The sequence below is a fragment of the Occallatibacter savannae genome (assembly GCF_003131205.1).
GTDB lineage: Bacteria > Acidobacteriota > Terriglobia > Terriglobales > Acidobacteriaceae > Telmatobacter > Telmatobacter savannae.
Window position 1 is genome coordinate 482,853 of the sequence record NZ_QFFY01000002.1, and the last position, 16,754, is coordinate 499,606.

Genomic DNA, 16,754 nt, shown 5'->3' on the forward strand with positions numbered 1-16,754 from the left:
CTTCCTGAATTGTATAGGAGGCAAGGGGTTTGTACCCACAATCTGCAACTGATTGTCACGAAAGTTACTAAACGTTGTTGGCGGGGCGAAAAAGGCGCCCGGGGTTGGACGTAGTGAGCGTTCAGAGAGACCCGGCCCGGACGTGACGAGACTCTGACGGGCTATTCTCCCGGAGCAACCCCGAACTCGCCTCCGCCGGTGACGAAGATTTTCTCAGCGGTGCCGCGCAAAACTCGGTAGAGGGCAAACTGGCGCTGGCCGGCTCCGCGGAGCTCGAAGAGCAGCTCGCCGCGGTTATCGGCCAGGGCATCGACGGCATCGACTAGGCGCATTTGCGGGGTCTGGTCGAGATGCGCCGCGTCGGTCACGTTTTTCAGCAGGACGAGAGGATTTCCGTAGAGATCAGGCTGGGCGATGAGGGTGACGAATTTCTGAGTCTTCTCAGGGTCGTCGGTGTGGGCGGAGAAGACCATGGTCGCACCGGAGCCGTAGGCGAGCTCCAGGACCCTGAATTTTTCATCGACCAGCGGGGGCGGCTCGGGCGCCGGGGATGGCTTTATGGCTTTGTGGGCGGCAGCGCGCCTGGTCGCGGGCGGAGGCGGGGGTGTCTTCAGGCCGAGGGCGGTGCGGGCGATGTCCTCGAGGGCGGCCTTCATTTTATCTTCGTCGTCAGGGTTGGCCCACTTGTAATCCCACGTGTGTTCTTGGCGGGACTTGGAGTCGGAGACGGCGACGGCCTGATTCATGTCTGGCGGAAGGCCGAGGAGGCTGGGGAGAACATCAAGGCCATTGGCGCCCCCCTGCTTGCCGCGCATCAGGCGGGGGCGGTCGGGGTCAGTAAAGCTGGCGTGCTCGCCGTCGCTCGTGTCCGTGCCGGAGTGTTTGTGGAGGACGGGATTGTCCGAATCCGCTGGTGCTTTTTCCTTGTGAAGCGTGGGGCGGTCGGGGTCGGGAGCCGGATCGGACTTGGAGCTTGTGTCCTCTGTCGTAGGTTTGTGCAGTGTGGGGCGATCGGAATCCGGAGAGGACGCAGAAGCGGTGGAGTCGGACTTGGCGGACGTGTCGGAGTGCTTACGATGGAGCACGGGCTTGTCGTCGTTTGCGTCGAAGCCGGTATCGACGATTTGCTTTGGAGCGGTGGGCTTGGCGGAGGGCGTGGCTTTCCAGGAGCCGTAGCCAACCCATGAGCCCATTTCCTGGGCGGCGTTCTTGATGTCGAAGAGGCCGATGGGGGCACCGTTGCGCTGGAGTTCGTATTCGACTTCGCCGGCGAGCGCCATCGGATGAGGACGCGCCATGTAGATGCTGGCGTCGTGCAGTTCCTGACCGTCGTAGATGCTGATGGGAACCAGGCGGCTCTTTTTGGGCTTGCCGAGATCGCCGGTCCACTCAAGGACAGCGACGGCGCGCAGGGTTGGGCCGTCTTTGGATTTCTTTTCAATCTGGCCGGGGTATTGAGCGCTGGCCGCGGAGGCAATCAGGCCGAGAATGAGGGCAAGCGATGTTCGCTTGGTGGAAAGCTCGTTGGATTGGCGCGGTGACATAGGGCGCGGTGCTCGGAAATAATGCAAACGAAACAGAGTTGGCAAGAGGCTATTCACCATACTGAAGATACGAGGAAACTCCCATGGAAGTGAACCAGAAGGTCGCCGATTTCACGTTGCAGACAGACGAGGACAAGACGGTAAGCCTGTCGGACTATAAGGGAAAACCGGTAGTGCTGTTCTTCTATCCGCGCGCAGATACTCCTGGCTGTACGATTGAGGCCTGCGGTTTCCGGGATGCCTTCAAGAAGCTCCAGGCTACAGGCGCGGTAGTGCTTGGCATTTCGCGGGACACGCCGAAGGCTCAGGCCAAGTTCAAGGCCAAGTACGACCTGCCTTACACACTCCTTGCTGATGTAGACGAGAAAGTCTGCAATCAGTTTGGTGTGATGAAGGAGAAGAACATGTATGGGAAGAAGGTCTGGGGCATCGAGAGGACGACGTTTTTGATCGGGCCTGACCAGAAGCTGGTTCATGTCTTCCCCAAGGTGACACCGGAAGGCCATGCGGAAGAGGTACTTGCGCTGCTGAAGGAATGGAACAAGAAGCAGAAGTGAGCGGGCGTCGCAGGTCTGAGCTTCCGGGGCGGCTTGTTTCGCGGAGATTCTTCGAGCAGTCGCCTGAGACGGTTGCGCCGCAGCTGCTGGGCAAACTGCTCGTGTCGGTGGAGGCGGGCAGGATTCTGGCGGGGCGGATTGTGGAGGTTGAGGCGTACCTGGGGCCGCACAGCGATCCGCCGGATCCGGCTGCTCATTCGCATCGCGGGCCCACGCCGCGGAACATGGTGCTGTTCGGGCCAGCGGGGTATGCGTATGTTTACTCGATCTACGGGCTGTATTACTGCATGAACATTTCGTGCGAGCGGGAGGGGTTGGCGGGTTGCGTGCTGTTGCGGGCGCTGGAGCCGGTAGTCGGGGTTGCGGAGATGGCGCGAAACCGGGGGCTGGATGAGAGCGCGCCGGTGAGGATGATTGCGTCCGGGCCGAGCCGGTTGTGCCTGGCGCTGGGGCTGACAAGGCCGGGGCATAACGGCTTGGATGTTGCGAGTGCGGGGTCGTCGCTGCAGGTGCGGGAGGATGATTTTGCGGCGCCGGAGGTAGTGGTTACGCCGCGGATCGGGATCAAGCATGCGGTGGATTTGCCGCTGCGCTTTGCGGTTCGAGGGCACCCGTGCGTCTCGGGGCCGAAAAAGCTGGAACGATGGGCCTCAAATCCGTCAACTTAGTGGCGCTATCTTTCGTCGATACAATAGCTGTCAATCTACAACTTGCGAGGTCGTTGTCTTGAAAATTGCTTCCCCGTTGTCCATTGCTGTTGCCGTAGCGGTGCTGTCTGTTGCCGCATTCGCCCAGGAGCACCCTTCGCAGCCAGCAGCCGGTGGAGCTGGGGAGCACCGCCAGTTCAAGGCTCCGGCGCCGACCAACCTGAAGGTGCTGCCCAAGGACACTACGGGCGAGCAGATTCACGAGATCATGCACGGCTGGGAGGCGCAGCTGGGTGCAGAGTGCACGACGTGCCATGCGGTCGATCCGAACCGGAAAATGCCGAACGGACGGCCCGCGCTGAACTTCGCGGACGACTCGAAGCCCGAGAAGAATACGGCGCGGCTGATGTACAAGATGATGGAAGACATCAACAAGAACTACGTGAGCAAGGTCGAGGACCACGAAGGGCACGAGGCTCACGAGGAGCATGGGAAGGAAGAGGCGGGAGTGACGTGCGGGACGTGTCACCGCGGGCATCTGCATCCGCCGACCTTTGTTGCGCCCAAGGAAGATCATGACCACGATCACCCGGCGCCTCCGGCTGCCAAGTAAATCGGGAAAATCTGTCACTCCGCAGGGTGCGAGAGTGTTTTGAATGCGGCCTCTTAGCTTTCGGCTAGGGGCCGCTTTTCATTTCGTCGGTTTCGCCCTCGTGAAAGATGGAACGGTGGTTAGCGCTGGTTTGTTGTAACTCCAGCCGAATACGTTGGGCAGATTCCTGAAAGCCGCATCCAAGGAGAGATGCTGGTGATCGTCGAAGACGAACAGCGCGACCTCAAGACCGCAGCGCGGGTGCTTTCGCGCGTCGGCAGGAGGTTCAAGGTGTTTGACGATGCCTCGCGCGTCATCCAGTTTCTGGATGAAGTTCGCGCGGGGTTCCTCTCCAAGCCCGAGGCGATCATTCTGGATCTGAATCTTCGCAAGGGTTCTGGGCAGGACGTGCTGGCGGCACTTCGACGCGAGCCTGAGCTGGAGAACATACCGGTCATCGTCTGGACGGGATCGGATGATCCAACCCAATCGGACATCTGCATTTTTCTGGGCGCGCGCGAGGTGCTCTTGAAGACCGAAAACGGGCAGGAGCTCAAGGATGCGGTCTCCCGGTTGCGCGAGCCGGCGCACTGAGGGTTCGAGCCCTCTGTCCGAACAGAAACAATCGATCAGGACCGGAACGGTCTCTCAGCCTCACCAGCCCATCTGGCGCATGCGAGTTTGGATGAGAGTGCTGTAACGGGTCATGCGGGCGGGCCGGCGGCGGAGCGGAGACGGAAGGATGGCGGCAAGGCGCGCGGCTTCGTCGCGGTCTAGCGCACGGGCGGATGCCTCGTAGTGGTAGTGCGCGGCCGCGTCGGCGCCGTAGATGCCGGGTCCCCATTCAACGATGTTGATGTAGAGCTCGAGAATGCGCTGCTTGCGGAGGACGAGTTCGGCAACGGGGACGAGGGTGAATTCGGCTCCTTTGCGCAGCCATGAGCGGCCGGTTCCGAAGAAGAGATTTTTGACGAGCTGCTGCGTGATGGTGGAAGCGCCGCGAGTGCGTGCGCCTTCGAGATCGTCTTCAGCGGCGATCTGGATTTCGTGCCAGTCGAAGCCATGGTGCTGGTAGAAGCGAGCGTCTTCGGCGGCGACGACGGCGTGCTGAAGCTCGGGCGAGATCTGCGCGATGGGGGTGAACCGATAGCGCTTGTGATAGGGCGTGCCGTGGAGGAGAGCCTGGATGCGGCGCTGCGTTTGAACGACGGTGGTGGGCGGGTCGATGAAGCGAAGAGCGATGAGGGTGAGGGCGGCGAGAGTCCAGGCAAGAGCGAGACAGAGGGCAATGCCGAGAAGGACGTGCCGGACGCGCAACGATCGAGGATGAGCAAACCGGAGGCGAGTGAATTGAGAGGCCCGCAGCCAGGCCGGACGAGACCGACGGGGGAATTCGGCGGTTGGAGGCAGGGTAGCGGGCACGGATCAGGATACTTCGGTCTGTGGTGCGGGTTCGAATATCACCACTGGCGGAAGATGATGCAGACGGTGGTCTTGTCGAGGACGGCGAATTCAGTAGCACCCCAGGGCTTCTTCTGGACGGTGTTGCCGTTGGGGTGGAGCATGTGGGGGCACCGTGCCCAAATCTCGTCGTAGAGGGCGTGGATGTTGTCGGTTTCGATGGCGATTTCAGGACGGTCTTTGGCGGCGAACTCGGGGCTGGCGACGATGTAGGCTTTGGCGCCGTCGCGCTCGACGACGGCGAGATCGTCATCGCGATAGCGGACTTCGAAGCCGAGGCAGTTGACAAAGAGGTCGAGTCCTTCTTCGAGGGTGTCGTAGAAGACCTTGGGGATGAGGCGAAGCATCATGGGGAGATTGGAACACAGGATGCTTCCGTTCGGAATGGCTGGTGAGAGGCCGTGAGGCAACTGTGTTAATTCCGCTCATCGCGGTGAAGCTGCGATGAACGGGGCACAACTCCCGTTTGTCTGCCCGCGCGGCGCCATCAGGCGCGTTTGTAGTCGCCGGATTTGCCGCCGGACTTTTGTTCGAGCTGGATGGAGCGGATCACGATGGATTTGTCGAGCGCCTTGGTCATGTCGTAGACGGTGAGGGCGGCGACGGTAGCGGCGGTGAGGGCTTCCATCTCGACTCCGGTTTGCGCGGTGGTGGCGGCGGTGGCGCGGATGGAGACGCCGCTGTCGACGATGCGCGCTTCGACATCGACGTGTGTCAGCGGGAGCGGGTGGCACATGGGGATGAGCTCGGAGGTGCGCTTGGCGGCCTGGATTCCGGCGAAGCGGGCGACTTCAAGCGGATTGCCCTTGGGGTTCTGCGGCAGGGCGGCGAGGACGGCTGCCGATAGCTCGATGAAGGCGGAGGCGGTGGCGGTGCGGCGGGTGGATTGCTTGGAGCTGACGTCGACCATGCGGGCGGTGCCGGCGGCGTCGTAGTGGGAGAGCTTCTGCGGCGATTTTGGTTTGGGCATATTTGTGATTTCCGGCGATCCCCGGTCCCCAAAAGCGAGGGACCGGGGGCACCCGCATGTTGTTCTGGCGTGATGGTCTCCCATGTCTTCAAATTCGGGAGACCCTTCGACAAGCTCAGGGCAGGCTAAGGGGCACCCGAGATCATAAGAACGGCGCTTTCAATGTAGCAGGATGCGGACGGTGGAGCCGGCGTCGAGGTGGGCGGCGTCTTCGGGGATGACGAGGAAGCAGTTGGATTGGGCAAAGGCGGTGAGGTCTCCGGAGCCGTGCCAGGGGATGGTGGCGACCTGGGGAAGCGCGTTGGCCGAGCGGTTGAAGGTGCAGAGGGCGGGGAGGAAACGGGTGAGGCCGGGTTTGGCTTTGCGATCGGTATCGCGCGCGAGTTGAGCGAGGACGAAGCGGGGGTGGGTTTCGCGGCTGCCGGAGAGCGCGGCGAGGATGGGGGCGGCGAAGAGGAGGAAGGTGGCGGCGGAGGAGATGGGATTGCCGGGGAGGCCGAAGAAGGGGATCGAATTTGATCGAGAGGCTGAAGCCCTTTCGTCTGTATGGGCGCTGGTTGGCACGACTGAAGTTTTGCCCTGATGCTTCTTGTCCTGCTTCTGCGATTCTGCGCTTTGCGGGATCTGGCCGAAGACGAGGGGTTTGCCGGGCTGGATTTTCACGCCGGTGAAGTGGAACTGCGCGCCGCGGCGGGCAAGGGCGGGTTCGACGAGGTCGTGGGTGCCGGCGGAGACTCCGCCGGAGATCAGGAGCAGATCGGCGGTGGCCGCCTGAGCGAGTGCGGCGTCGAGCGCTTCGGGGGAGTCGGCTGCGGTGGGGAGGATGAGGGGATCGGCGCCGCATCGAGCGACGAGGGCGGCGAGCATGGGGGCGTTGGAGTTGCGGATCTGGCCGGGGCCGGGCGTGGCGTCGACCGGGACGAGTTCGTCGCCGGTGGTGAGGATGGCAACGCGGGGACGGCGGAACACTTCGACGGTGGAGTAGCCGCAGGAAGCAGCGAGGGCGATCTGGGCGGGGCCGAGCGCGAAGCCGGCGCTGAGGATCTGGTCGCCGCGGCGCGACTGGGCTCCGCGGGAGACGATATTGTCGCCCTGGGCGATGGTGCGGGATGCGGAAAGCTGGATAGTGTTGCCGGATTCTTCGACGTGTTCGAGCATGACGACGCAGTCGGCGCCAGAAGGGACGGGAGCGCCAGTCATGATCTCCCAGGCGGAGGAGGGAGGGAGCGGGCTGGCGGGGGGCTGGCCGGCGCGGGTGGATCCGGCGATGGGGAGGGGGACGTGGGCTGACAGTTCGTCGGCTCGGCAGGCGTAGCCGTCGCGCGTGGAGCGGGGGAAGGGAGGCTGGTCGTCGTCGGCGAGGAGGGGTGTGGCGAGGATGCGTCCGGGAGCTGCGGCGAGGTCGATGCGTTCGATGGATGGCCGGCGGCTCTCAGAGATGGCGCGTGCGTTTTCAGCGATGAGGGACGCGGCCTGCTCGTAGCTCAGGAGGTCGGGGGGCATGGGGAAATTGTAGCGAGATGTGATCAGTGATCAGTGGTCAGTGTTCAGGAAACGAGAACAGGGACTGGAGATCAGTCCCTGTTCGCCTGATTGCGTCTAGTTGGGTTTTGTTGTCCATTGGTCGACCCAGTCGTTGACCGTTTTCCACCAGAGCTGGGAGTTCTGGGGCTTGAGGACCCAGTGGCCTTCGTCGGGGAAGTAAAGCATTTTGCTGGGGACGCCGAGGCGCTGGAGGGTGGTGAAGAGCTGATAGCCCTCGCTGACGTCGAGACGGAAGTCGAGCTGGCTATGAACGACGAGGGTGGGCGTTTTGAAGGTTTTTGCCGACATCATGGGGGCCCATTTGCGATAGGGATTCTCTGAGTCGGGCTTGCCATAGTAGTCCCACGGTTTGCCTTTGAACTCCCACTCGTTGAACCAGAGCTCTTCGGTGGTTCCGTAAGCGGACTCGGGATCGAACATGCCGTCGTGGGAGACGATGCACTTGAAGCGGGTGGTGTGGCCCAGCACCCAGTTGGCCATGTACCCGCCGTAGCTCGCGCCAAGGGCGCACTCGCGGGTCTTGTCGATGAAGGGGTAGTGCTGCTCGGCGTAGTCGAGGCCGGACATGAGGTCGGTGAAGGGCTTGCCGCCCCAGTCGCCATTGACGCTATCGACGAAGGCCTGACCGTATCCGGTGGAGCCGCCGGGGTTGATCATGACGACGACATAGCCGTTGGCGGCGAAGAGCTCGGCATTCCAGCGGTAGGACCAGGCGTCGCCCCAGGCACCCTGCGGGCCGCCGTGGATGAGGAACTTGAGCGGGTACTTCTTGCTGGGGTCGAAGTTGGGCGGGCGGATGAGGAAGCCCTGTTCTTTGGTGCCGTCGGATGCGGTGAACCAGAAGTCTTCCATCTCGGAAAGATCGAGGTTAGCGAGTAGGGCGTCGTTGAGGTGAGTGAGCTGTCGAAGTTCTTTTGCCTCTGGCACTGGGTAAACCGGCAATCTTCCTGCTTGTGCTGCGTTTTCCTTCTTGGTGGGCAGCACATCTACGATTGCTGGCGAATTCACAATCTCGAACACTTCGCTCGGGTGCCCTGCCGTCATGCGCGTCGCGACAACCGAATTACGAACCGGTGTCGGATGGATACTACTGAACTCTCCCGACCCTTGTTGAAGAGTCACCCAAAGAGCAGCCCGCCCTGTCCTCAAATCCAATTCATAAACCGGAGCAGAGCCGCGAGAGCCGGAAACGAAATAGATCGTTTCCGAATTCAGTCCCCACGCAAACTCATCCACCCAATTCTCGAACTTCGGCAGTAGGTACTTGATCGTCTTCGCCCCGCGGTCATAAAGAGCCAAGCGGAATTTGTCGCTCTCGTAGCCGGCGCGGGCCTGGGAGCGCCATGCGAGGTATCTGCCGTCGGGGGAGTAGGCGGGATCCATGTCGCCGCCGAGAGCGGTGCTTACCTTGATGGGCTTTGCGTCGGGGCTGGTGAGGTCGAGCGTGAAGATGTCGGAGTTGGTGCTGGTGGCCTCTTCTGGCACATCCTTCTTCACAAAGGCCATTTCCTTGGCGTCGGGAGAGATGGCGCAGCCGCAGCCAAGGGGGGACGTCGGATAATCCGTCGGCACATCGTGCGTGTCGTTCGGGGTTAGATCGCGGAGCTTTCCGGTGTCCACCTCGATGAGGAAGAGATGCGAACGTTTGTCGCCTGTGAAGTGGTTCCAGTGGCGGTACATCAGGTGGGTGAAGATTTGCGCCTTGACCTTGCTCTCGGCCTTCGCCTTGTCGCGATCGGCGTTGCACTGGTCGCCGGTTTTGGAATCGGCGAAGGTGATAGGCGCGCAATCGGGATAGACGTTTGAAGTAAAGACGATGAACCTTCCGTCGGGAGACCATTTGGCGTTGTCGGCTTCGGTCGAGATGGACGTCAGCTTCTTCGCGTTGCTGGTCGCGCCGGTTGCGTCGTCGAAGTCTGCAATCCAGACCTGACTGGCGCCTTCGCGGCCGCTGACGAAGAGGACGCGCTTGCCGTCCGGAGCAAACTGCAGTCCACCGTCGCCGGGCTGGGTAGCAGAGACTTTCAAAGGCTCGCCACCCGCAATCGGCTGAAGCCAAATCTCCGGAGTCTTTGTGTTCTTTTCGAGGTCAACTGTTGTGACTGAATAGCCCAGCCACTTTCCGTCGGCAGAGACGGCGGTTTCGCCCAGACGCTTCATGTGCATCATGTCTTCGAAGGTCATGGGGCGCTTCGGTTGAGCCTGAGTTGTGATGGAAGCTGCAGAGAAGACCGCAAAGAAAAGAAGAGCAGACGAACCCGATCTACGCATAGCGTTCCCCTCGCGCGGTCTCTCGGCGCGAAGGAGAAGTGTACAACGGCAGTTGCCAGTTGCCAGTTGCCAGTCGCCAGTTGTCAGTTGCCAGTTGCCAGTTGCCAGTGATCACTGATCGGTTCACTGAGCATCCGCGGGAAGACTGCTGAGAACTGAGGACTGAGAACTGTTCCTAGGCGGCCTGGAGTTCGAGGAGGATGCCGGCGCCGCGGGGTTCGAAGTTGAGGGCGCTGGCTTTGCCGTTGTTTTCGCGCAGGATGGATGCGCACATGCTGAGGCCGAGGCTGGTGGACTCTTCGCCTGTGGGCTCGGGAACGAATGGATCGAAGGCGCGGGCCGGGACGGTGAACTTCGCACCGCTGTGGGCGACAAGAATCTGGACGTGGCCCTTCTCCGCGACGGCTTCGAGGCGGACAGTCTTTTCCTGCGCGGTGTCGAGCTTCTCGACGGCGTCCATGGCGTACTGGAGGCAGTAGAGGACCGCCTGCCGGACCTGCTGCGCGTTGCCCAGGATGCGCGGCAGGGCTGGCGCGATCTGCACGCGGAAGTCGATGGAGCGCTGGACGAATTCAGAGCGATGGAGCTGTTCGAGGTCGCTGAGGAGTTCTGTTACGGAGATCGCGGCCATCTGATCGCCCTGCGGACGCGAGATGCGGGCGAGGCTCTCGAGGGTCAGGCGCATATGCCGGGCCTCGGTGAGGATGGCTTCGATGGCTTTGTGCGCCTGCGGGTTGAGGTCCTCGGTTTCGTCGAGGAGAGAGGCGTAGCCGAGGATGACGGTCAGAGGGTTGTTGAGCTGACGCGTGACATTGCCGGCGAGCTGTCCAAGGCCGACGAACTTCTCGGCGTCGACGAGCTTTTCGAGCATCATGGTGTGGCTGCGGAGCGCCTGGAGCCGGGTGGCGAGAACTTCCAGCGGGAGCAGATCGACAGCGGTGATGGGATCGTGAGGTTTTTCAAGACCTGCGAGCAAGATTGCGCCCTCGGTGGAAGTCCTGCCGCGCAAGGGAATCGCCTGCACGGTGGTCAGCTTCAGGCGGGTGAGGTCGTCACCGGGGACGAGGAATGGAGTGAGATCGAGATCGAAGGTCTGAGCGTGCTCGAGGGTTGGGGTCACGTTCTCCGGATCAAGGAAGCCGCTGACGGGAATGCGGCCTGCAAGCGCTTCGAGGGCAGTGAGGGTTGCGTCATCAAAGCCGGCGGAGCCTGAGAGGTGATAGCGGCCGGAGCCCTGGAGCAGGATGATGGCGGACTGCTTGAAGCGGCTGTTCTCGACGATGGACTGGCAGACGGTAGCGGCCTGGCCGTCGAAATCCTCGACGCGGCGGCGTGCCAGGTTGAGGCGCGTGTAGGCCTCCATCTCCTGGCGAGCATGGCGTTCCCGTTTCTCTCCCGCCTGGTTGGTCGCGAGTTGATCTTCGAGCGCGATGAGGATCATGCCGATTGCCGCTACGACTTTGGACAGCACGATGATTCGTTCTTCGACCAGACCGGGCCGTCCGGCATGGAAGAACCCCAAGTGGAACGGGAGCGCTTCGCCGATGTTCAGGGACCAGCCAATAAAGCCGAGTGCCGCCAGCAGCGTACCGGCAGAGATGCGCCGGAAAACGTAGAAGACCAGCAGGGCAGTGGTCAGGTGGATCGCGCACTCAACGTAGGTGAGCGGCCACCCTCCGCCAATTCTGAAGCAGATCCAGAGTCCCACGGCGCCCAGGAGGATGCAGAGGCCGAGGGGCAAGGCTCTTGGAATTCCCCGGTGGGAGATGGCCCATGCACAGGCCACGAAGAGGGACAGGCCGCCTAAAGCGGGGAAGAGGAGGAAGGTGGTGCCTGAGGGCGTTACGCCTCCATATACGCCGTAGATCAGGAGGGCGTAGGCGATGAGGGGCAGGATGAAGGGGATGACGTAGAGCACCCGGACCCGCCCGAGTCGGAAGCGCATGGGCGTAAGCGATGCGAGAAAGAAGGCGGAGCTGATGAGGATGGCGGTCTGGCCGGTCGCCACAATCCAGGGATGTTCTACGGCACTGGTGTAATCCCAGACGCCCAGCTTGTAGTACTGCAGCATGCGGAGGCAGGCAAACAGGAAGCCGAGGAACCAAAGGAGGGTCCGGGCGTTGCGAAAGCGCAGGTAAAGCTGACAGAAGGCCGGCAGCAGAAGCAGCGTAAGAACCAGCGCGGGAAGCTGATAGCTGTCGGGCATGATGGTGCGCTTTTCTCCTTGGAAGCGTCCGCGCCCTCTTTGAGGGTCGCGCGCGTCCAGTTCGGGTGTTGCCGGGGGCAGCTACTGACTTTAATCAGTGAGCTTAAACCATTGATCCCCAACGGTAAATGCTGAGTTTGAGTCTGGCCGGACGCGGACCGATCGTCGAGGGACGTGGCGGTCCGTGCGCCACCGGCTTCGCCACTGGCGATTTTGCTTGGCACCCGGGCATCCTGTAAATACGTCTAACGTGGTAACAAGAAGAGAGTGTCCTGAATGCGGACCATGAGGAGTCAAGCAGTGAGAAACCGTTGGTGGCTCATACCAGCCATCGCCACAATGCTGGTGTTGCCCGCAGTCGCGCAGGATAAGGACACCTTTACCCCGATGCCGCTGGACGCAGGGTTCGGGAAGCTCGACTTGACGCAGCCGTCTACGCCGCCCGAAGAGATCATCAAGAAGTTCGCGGCCAAGGAGAGCGAGTTCCGGGAAGCATTGAATCACTACACGTACCGCAGAGTGGCGCGGGTGCAGACGCTGGACGATGACAACAAGGTCGATGGCGAGTGGTACCAGGTTGACGATGTGACGTTTGACCCGACCGGCCGGCGCATGGAGAAGACGGTATATGCGCCGGAGAACACACTGCAACGCGTGACGATGAGCCCTTCGGATCTTCAGGACATTCAGAAGGGTTATCCGTTTGTTCTGACCACGGAAGAGATCACGCAATACAACGTGAAGTATGTCGGTAAGCAGAAGGTCGATGAAGTAGATTGCGTGGTTTTCGATGTGTCTCCCAAGCAAATCGAGAAGAACAAGCGGTACTTTCTCGGCCGTATCTGGGTGGATTCCGGCGAGTTGCAGATCGTGGTCACGAACGGCCGCATGGTTCCCGATGACACGCGCAAGAACAACGAGGACCTTCACCCGCCGTTCATGACCTGGCGCCAACAGGTGGATGGGCACTACTGGTTCCCGGTCTACACAAAGGGCGAGGGCGTGCTGCACTTCAAGGGCGGCAGCTACACGATGAGCGAGGACGTGCACATCCGGGACACGATCAAGTACACCGACTACAAGCGCTTCGGCTCCACGGTGAAGATCATCTACGACGGGCAGGACATCACCCAGAACGGACAACAGCCCAACCAGCCCGGAGAGCAGAAGAAACAGCCCGCTCCTGCGAAACCGCAGAAGTAAGATCGGCGGAACTCAGCGGAGTCTCAGAAGCGCAGGGAGAGGCAGCTCAGGCCGCCGTCCATCTTGCGGAACTCCGACATGTCCAGCGCGAGTGGATTGAAGCCCCGCGCTTCGAGATCGGCGGTCATTCTTGTGAATCCGTCGGCTACGAGCACCCGGTTGTTGACGCGGACACAGTTGGCGGCGTAGCTCTCTTCAGCGGAAACCCGGATGAGCTCAAAGCGGCTGAAGAGGGGATTCGAAGCCATCTCGTCCATGACGACTAGCGTGTTGTCGCCGATGTAGCTGATGCCGCTCTTGAGATGCAGGATCGAGGTCATTCCCCTCACGTCGATGGTGGAAGCTGTATATCCCAGCGCGTTCAGACATATGGCGAGCTGACGGGCGCCTTCGGCGTCCGTCCGGTGCGAGATGCCGATGAAGAAGTGCGAGCCGGCTTCGCAGATGTCGCCGCCGTCGACGCTGCCCGGAGCTTCGATGGTGAAGGTGCTGAAGTAGAAGCGCTCGACTGCGGGTTTGATGGCCGTGACCTCGCCCTGCCGGCTTGCTGCTCCGGGTCGGCAGAAGATGGCGACCTGAGGCGTGAGGATGGCGGTGTCCTCGACGAAAGTGGAATCCGGGTGACGCAGATCCGGGTCGAGGACCGTCAGTTCCAGGCCGCATGCGCGCAGCGCGTCGCAGTAGGTCGAGTGCTGTTTCAGGACTTCATCGAAGTGAGGGACGCCGAGGTCGACGGTGGTCAAGCCATCAGCAAAGTTGCTGCCGGGTATTCGCACAATGGCGCGAGTGAACAGAGGCGCACCTCCAGCTTCCGTAGGCATCGAAGTGTTTGTGTAGCGTTGTTTCGAACTGCGTTGACAACGCTTCGAATCGAGGCAGTGCGAGGACGCTAATAGAACAGGTACTTGCGCCAGCGATCGTCGCCGCGGCCCAGCATGCGCATAATTTGGCGGCTGGTGTGCAGGGAGAAGGGGCGCGGTTCGCGCAGCAGCGCCATATCGTCGATCTCCGACAACAGGCGGTTGCCCTTGCGGCGATTGCAGGCGTGACAGCACGCGACCAGATTCTCCCAGGTCGAGCTGCCGCCGCGAGAACGCGGGACAACGTGGTCAAGCGTCAGTTCGCCGGAGGGGAGGACTACGCCGCAATACTGGCACTGGTTGCGATCGCGAAGAAGGATGTTCTTGCGCGAGAGCGCCCGCGTCTGGTGCGGGATTCGCCGGTATTCGAGCAGCCGGATGACGGACGGCATGGCGACGAAGCTTCGTTGCGCGTGCAGCGTGGTTCCGTGCTCTTCCTCGGTGCGTGCGATTCCTTTCAGCACCAGAACAAGCGCGCGGCGCGCTCCGCAGATGTTGATCGGCTCGTAGGAAGCGTTGAGGACCAGTACCGGCATTTGCAGGATGTGGCCCGCGTGGATGCCCGCGTGCGCGCCAGATTCAGCAGCATGGGCGGCGGCGCGGGCGGCAGTCTTTTGCTTGCGTGCATGAATCATGGCTTTTCCGAGCGACATCCTTCTTCCCCTCGTTATGAAGCAGGTTGATGACTGGATGATGACGAATGCATGTCTGCGAACGCATGAGTTCGTGAAACGTTGCTGTTGATGCGACGCGCCCTGGCCAGCGTCGCTACGTAAACGGAGGCCGCTCCGGCCTTGATGAGGGACTGCGCGGCGGCCCGAGCGGTGGCCCCGGTAGTCAGGATGTCGTCGACGAGCAGGACGTGCTGTCCGCTTACTGCGTTCGGATCGCTTACTTTGAATGCGCCGCGGACGTTTCTGCGCCGCTGGGTGGGAGTGAGCCCGGCCTGAGTTTCGGTAGCGCGGAGGCGCATGAGCGTACTGGGGGCGAGCGTGAACTTCCAGTGGGGATGAGATTGGGAAAGGGAGCCGATCGCTGCCTGCGCGAGAGTTCTGGCCTGATTGAATCCCCTTTGGCGATTCTTGGTTCGGTGCAAGGGAACCGGGACGACCAGCATTGCGGAAGGAGCTTCGGGAAGAATCTGCGCAATGGCCTCAGCGAGCAGGGCGCCGAGATTCCGTGCGGCAGGACGAATGCGGTCGTATTTCAACGCGTGGATCGCATCGCGAAGCCGGCCGTCGTAAATCCCGAAGGAGACGGCTTTTGCGAAAGGCGGAGGGGCGATGGCGCAGGCCCGGCAGAGATTTGTGGCGGGAATGCCGTCGAGAACGGGTGCGTCGAGCGTGTCGCCGCACCGAGAGCAGACGAGCCCAGAGTGGGAGGTGATCTCGGACCAGCAGGCGTCGCAAATTGGAGCGGAAGAAAGTCGCGGCAGCGGGGAGCCGCAGAGAGAACAGGAGGCGGGCAGCAGTGCGGAACTAATTGCGTCTGCAGGACTTCGGAGGACACGCACAATCGCGCGCCAACGGGATGTCTCCGATAGTGGACCGTCAATCGACAGTGAACCGTAGTTCCTGCGGAAGGCGCACCTCACTGGCACCGAGCGCAGAACCGGGTGTCCTGCTTCTCCGGTGTTACCTATATCTATAGCTTCATTCGTAATCTTTTAGCAAGCGGGGTGCCCGAGTCGGCACTCTCAGGCGATGAGATTCTGATGTCCCCTGGCCCGAGTCCGGAGCTTAAACCGCGTGAACTTATGGGGCGGGACGGTCAAAGCTGCGGATTACGGGAAATGAAAATGGGAGGCGTTGATCCGCCTCCCACGATTGCTTCGATCAGAGAACTACTCGCGATCGCGAACCGATTCACGGTCGGTGTTGTCGTCGATGTCCCGATCCGCGTCGACGCTACGATTGCCGTTCACGGCGTCGCGAAGGTTGCCGACGGCCTTCTCAGCCTTGCCCTTCACCTGCTGCGCTGCGCCGTCTACCTGGGTGCCCGTATCGCCGGTCCACTCGCCCACCTGACGTTTTACGCGGCCTGCCGCATCATCAATGGATCCCTTGATATTGTCACTATTCATATGTATTTACCTCCCTGGGTATGGCTTGCGTTTTTAACTGAGCACCGGAGTGAGCCGGCACCCGCGAAAAAGCGCGCACTTGCGTACGCGCCTTTCATTTCAAAACTTGTTTTCCGAACTCGCTATAGTGCTGCTCTGCGTCCGGATATCAGCTGGATCACGAGGACGACCAGTGCCAGCACCAGCAGAACGTGGATGAAGCCACCCAGCGTATAGCTGCTTACCAGACCCAGAAGCCACAGAACCAGGAGGACGACGAAGATTGTCCAAAGCATCGTTACTACCTCCGTGAAACTTTACGTATATCTACAACACCTGCTTGGACGCCTCTCTCATTCCCGTTGGTTGTTCGTGCTGCTCAGAATCCTGAACAAAATATCTGCTCGAATGTCAAGTGCCGCAGATAACCCACTTCGACGACATCCTTTCCTGCCGCGCATCTTTGGCCGTACAGCTTTAGCAATCTCAGCCGCATCAGATTTTCAGAGTTGCTGCTTGCGTCATCTGCACGTACAAAAGCCGCACCCATATATGCGCGCATTCGGACAAGTCGTGTGCGCGGGGTCAATACATTAACGAAAGAAGGAGATTAAAACTATGTTGATTGTTCTTCTCATTGTCCTGATTCTGGTGTTCGGCTTCGGCGGATATCGCATGGGCCCCGGCATCGGCTACTACGGCGGCGGCGGGCTCAGTCTCATCCTCACGATCGTGCTCATCCTGGTGCTGCTCCACGTTTTCTAGTCTCACGCAAGCTCCACACCTCCGCCTTACACAGCGCGTTCGTGTGCGCGACATGCCATTCGAAAGTGATC

18 protein-coding genes are annotated in these 16,754 nt (G+C 61.1%); 6 read left to right on the forward strand and 12 right to left on the reverse strand.

The features are described from left to right. Positions 1-161: 161 nt before the first annotated feature. Positions 162-1,544 (reverse strand): hypothetical protein, encoded by a 1,383-nt coding sequence (locus tag DHV10_RS09485; RefSeq protein ID WP_109486107.1) that lies wholly within the window; start codon positions 1,542-1,544, stop codon positions 162-164. An 83-nt stretch (positions 1,545-1,627) separates the two neighbouring features. On the opposite strand from DHV10_RS09485, the gene bcp reads away from it, so the two are divergent. The 4 genes from bcp (at position 1,628) to DHV10_RS09505 (ending at position 3,934) form a co-directional block, all read left to right on the forward strand. Then, positions 1,628-2,101, forward strand: coding sequence for a thioredoxin-dependent thiol peroxidase (gene bcp / locus DHV10_RS09490; protein ID WP_109486108.1), 474 nt, complete (start codon positions 1,628-1,630; stop codon positions 2,099-2,101). Next, positions 2,080-2,769 (forward strand): DNA-3-methyladenine glycosylase, encoded by a 690-nt coding sequence (locus tag DHV10_RS09495; RefSeq protein ID WP_109486109.1) that lies wholly within the window; start codon positions 2,080-2,082, stop codon positions 2,767-2,769. The genes bcp and DHV10_RS09495 overlap by 22 nt, the downstream gene beginning before the upstream one ends. A gap of 58 nt (positions 2,770-2,827) precedes the next feature. Further along, positions 2,828-3,361 carry a c-type cytochrome gene (locus tag DHV10_RS09500; RefSeq protein ID WP_162601376.1) on the forward strand — a complete coding sequence of 178 codons (534 nt, stop codon included), beginning with the start codon at positions 2,828-2,830 and terminating at the stop codon, positions 3,359-3,361. Positions 3,362-3,550: 189 nt separating this feature from the next. After that, positions 3,551-3,934 carry a response regulator gene (locus DHV10_RS09505; RefSeq protein ID WP_109486111.1) on the forward strand — a complete coding sequence of 128 codons (384 nt, stop codon included), beginning with the start codon at positions 3,551-3,553 and terminating at the stop codon, positions 3,932-3,934. 60 nt (positions 3,935-3,994) lie between these two features. Here the strand turns inward: DHV10_RS09505 and mtgA are convergent, their stop codons facing one another. The 6 genes from mtgA to DHV10_RS09535 all read right to left on the reverse strand — a co-directional run bounded on the left by mtgA (position 3,995) and on the right by DHV10_RS09535 (position 11,793). Then, on the reverse strand, positions 3,995-4,657 hold the full coding sequence (gene mtgA, locus DHV10_RS09510) for a monofunctional biosynthetic peptidoglycan transglycosylase (protein WP_109486112.1): 663 nt from the start codon (positions 4,655-4,657) through the stop codon (positions 3,995-3,997). A gap of 143 nt (positions 4,658-4,800) precedes the next feature. After that, a complete protein-coding gene (locus DHV10_RS09515) occupies positions 4,801-5,211 on the reverse strand; it encodes a VOC family protein (protein WP_204101377.1) in 411 nt (136 codons plus the stop codon). Positions 5,212-5,288: 77 nt separating this feature from the next. Next, positions 5,289-5,771 carry a cyclic pyranopterin monophosphate synthase MoaC gene (moaC, locus tag DHV10_RS09520; RefSeq protein ID WP_109486113.1) on the reverse strand — a complete coding sequence of 161 codons (483 nt, stop codon included), beginning with the start codon at positions 5,769-5,771 and terminating at the stop codon, positions 5,289-5,291. Positions 5,772-5,930: 159 nt separating this feature from the next. Beyond that, entirely contained in the window at positions 5,931-7,274 is a 1,344-nt protein-coding gene (locus DHV10_RS09525) for a molybdopterin molybdotransferase MoeA (RefSeq protein WP_109486114.1), read from the reverse strand. Between the two features lie 96 nt (positions 7,275-7,370). Further along, positions 7,371-9,500 (reverse strand): dipeptidyl-peptidase 5, encoded by a 2,130-nt coding sequence (locus DHV10_RS09530; RefSeq protein WP_109486521.1) that lies wholly within the window; start codon positions 9,498-9,500, stop codon positions 7,371-7,373. A gap of 262 nt (positions 9,501-9,762) precedes the next feature. Continuing rightward, the gene (locus tag DHV10_RS09535) at positions 9,763-11,793 is read right to left on the reverse strand and encodes a sensor histidine kinase (protein WP_109486115.1); all 2,031 of its coding nucleotides are present in this window, start codon (positions 11,791-11,793) and stop codon (positions 9,763-9,765) included. A 300-nt stretch (positions 11,794-12,093) separates the two neighbouring features. On the opposite strand from DHV10_RS09535, the gene DHV10_RS09540 reads away from it, so the two are divergent. Then, positions 12,094-12,996 carry a hypothetical protein gene (locus DHV10_RS09540; RefSeq protein WP_109486116.1) on the forward strand — a complete coding sequence of 301 codons (903 nt, stop codon included), beginning with the start codon at positions 12,094-12,096 and terminating at the stop codon, positions 12,994-12,996. Positions 12,997-13,019: 23 nt separating this feature from the next. Here DHV10_RS09540 and DHV10_RS09545 read toward each other — a convergent pair whose 3' ends face one another. The 5 genes from DHV10_RS09545 to DHV10_RS09565 form a co-directional block, all read right to left on the reverse strand. Beyond that, positions 13,020-13,817, reverse strand: coding sequence for a dimethylarginine dimethylaminohydrolase family protein (locus DHV10_RS09545; protein WP_109486117.1), 798 nt, complete (start codon positions 13,815-13,817; stop codon positions 13,020-13,022). A 68-nt stretch (positions 13,818-13,885) separates the two neighbouring features. Beyond that, entirely contained in the window at positions 13,886-14,509 is a 624-nt protein-coding gene (locus DHV10_RS09550) for an HNH endonuclease (RefSeq protein ID WP_239461423.1), read from the reverse strand. 14 nt (positions 14,510-14,523) lie between these two features. Further along, the gene (locus DHV10_RS09555; RefSeq protein WP_109486118.1) at positions 14,524-15,369 is read right to left on the reverse strand and encodes a ComF family protein; all 846 of its coding nucleotides are present in this window, start codon (positions 15,367-15,369) and stop codon (positions 14,524-14,526) included. 330 nt (positions 15,370-15,699) lie between these two features. Further along, complete coding sequence (locus DHV10_RS09560) at positions 15,700-15,939, reverse strand: CsbD family protein (protein ID WP_109486119.1); 240 nt, start codon at positions 15,937-15,939, stop codon at positions 15,700-15,702. Positions 15,940-16,061: 122 nt separating this feature from the next. Then, on the reverse strand, positions 16,062-16,214 hold the full coding sequence (locus DHV10_RS09565) for a lmo0937 family membrane protein (RefSeq protein WP_109486120.1): 153 nt from the start codon (positions 16,212-16,214) through the stop codon (positions 16,062-16,064). Between the two features lie 322 nt (positions 16,215-16,536). On the opposite strand from DHV10_RS09565, the gene DHV10_RS09570 reads away from it, so the two are divergent. Further along, the gene (locus tag DHV10_RS09570) at positions 16,537-16,683 is read left to right on the forward strand and encodes a DUF3309 family protein (RefSeq protein WP_109486121.1); all 147 of its coding nucleotides are present in this window, start codon (positions 16,537-16,539) and stop codon (positions 16,681-16,683) included. Positions 16,684-16,754: the final 71 nt, after the last annotated feature.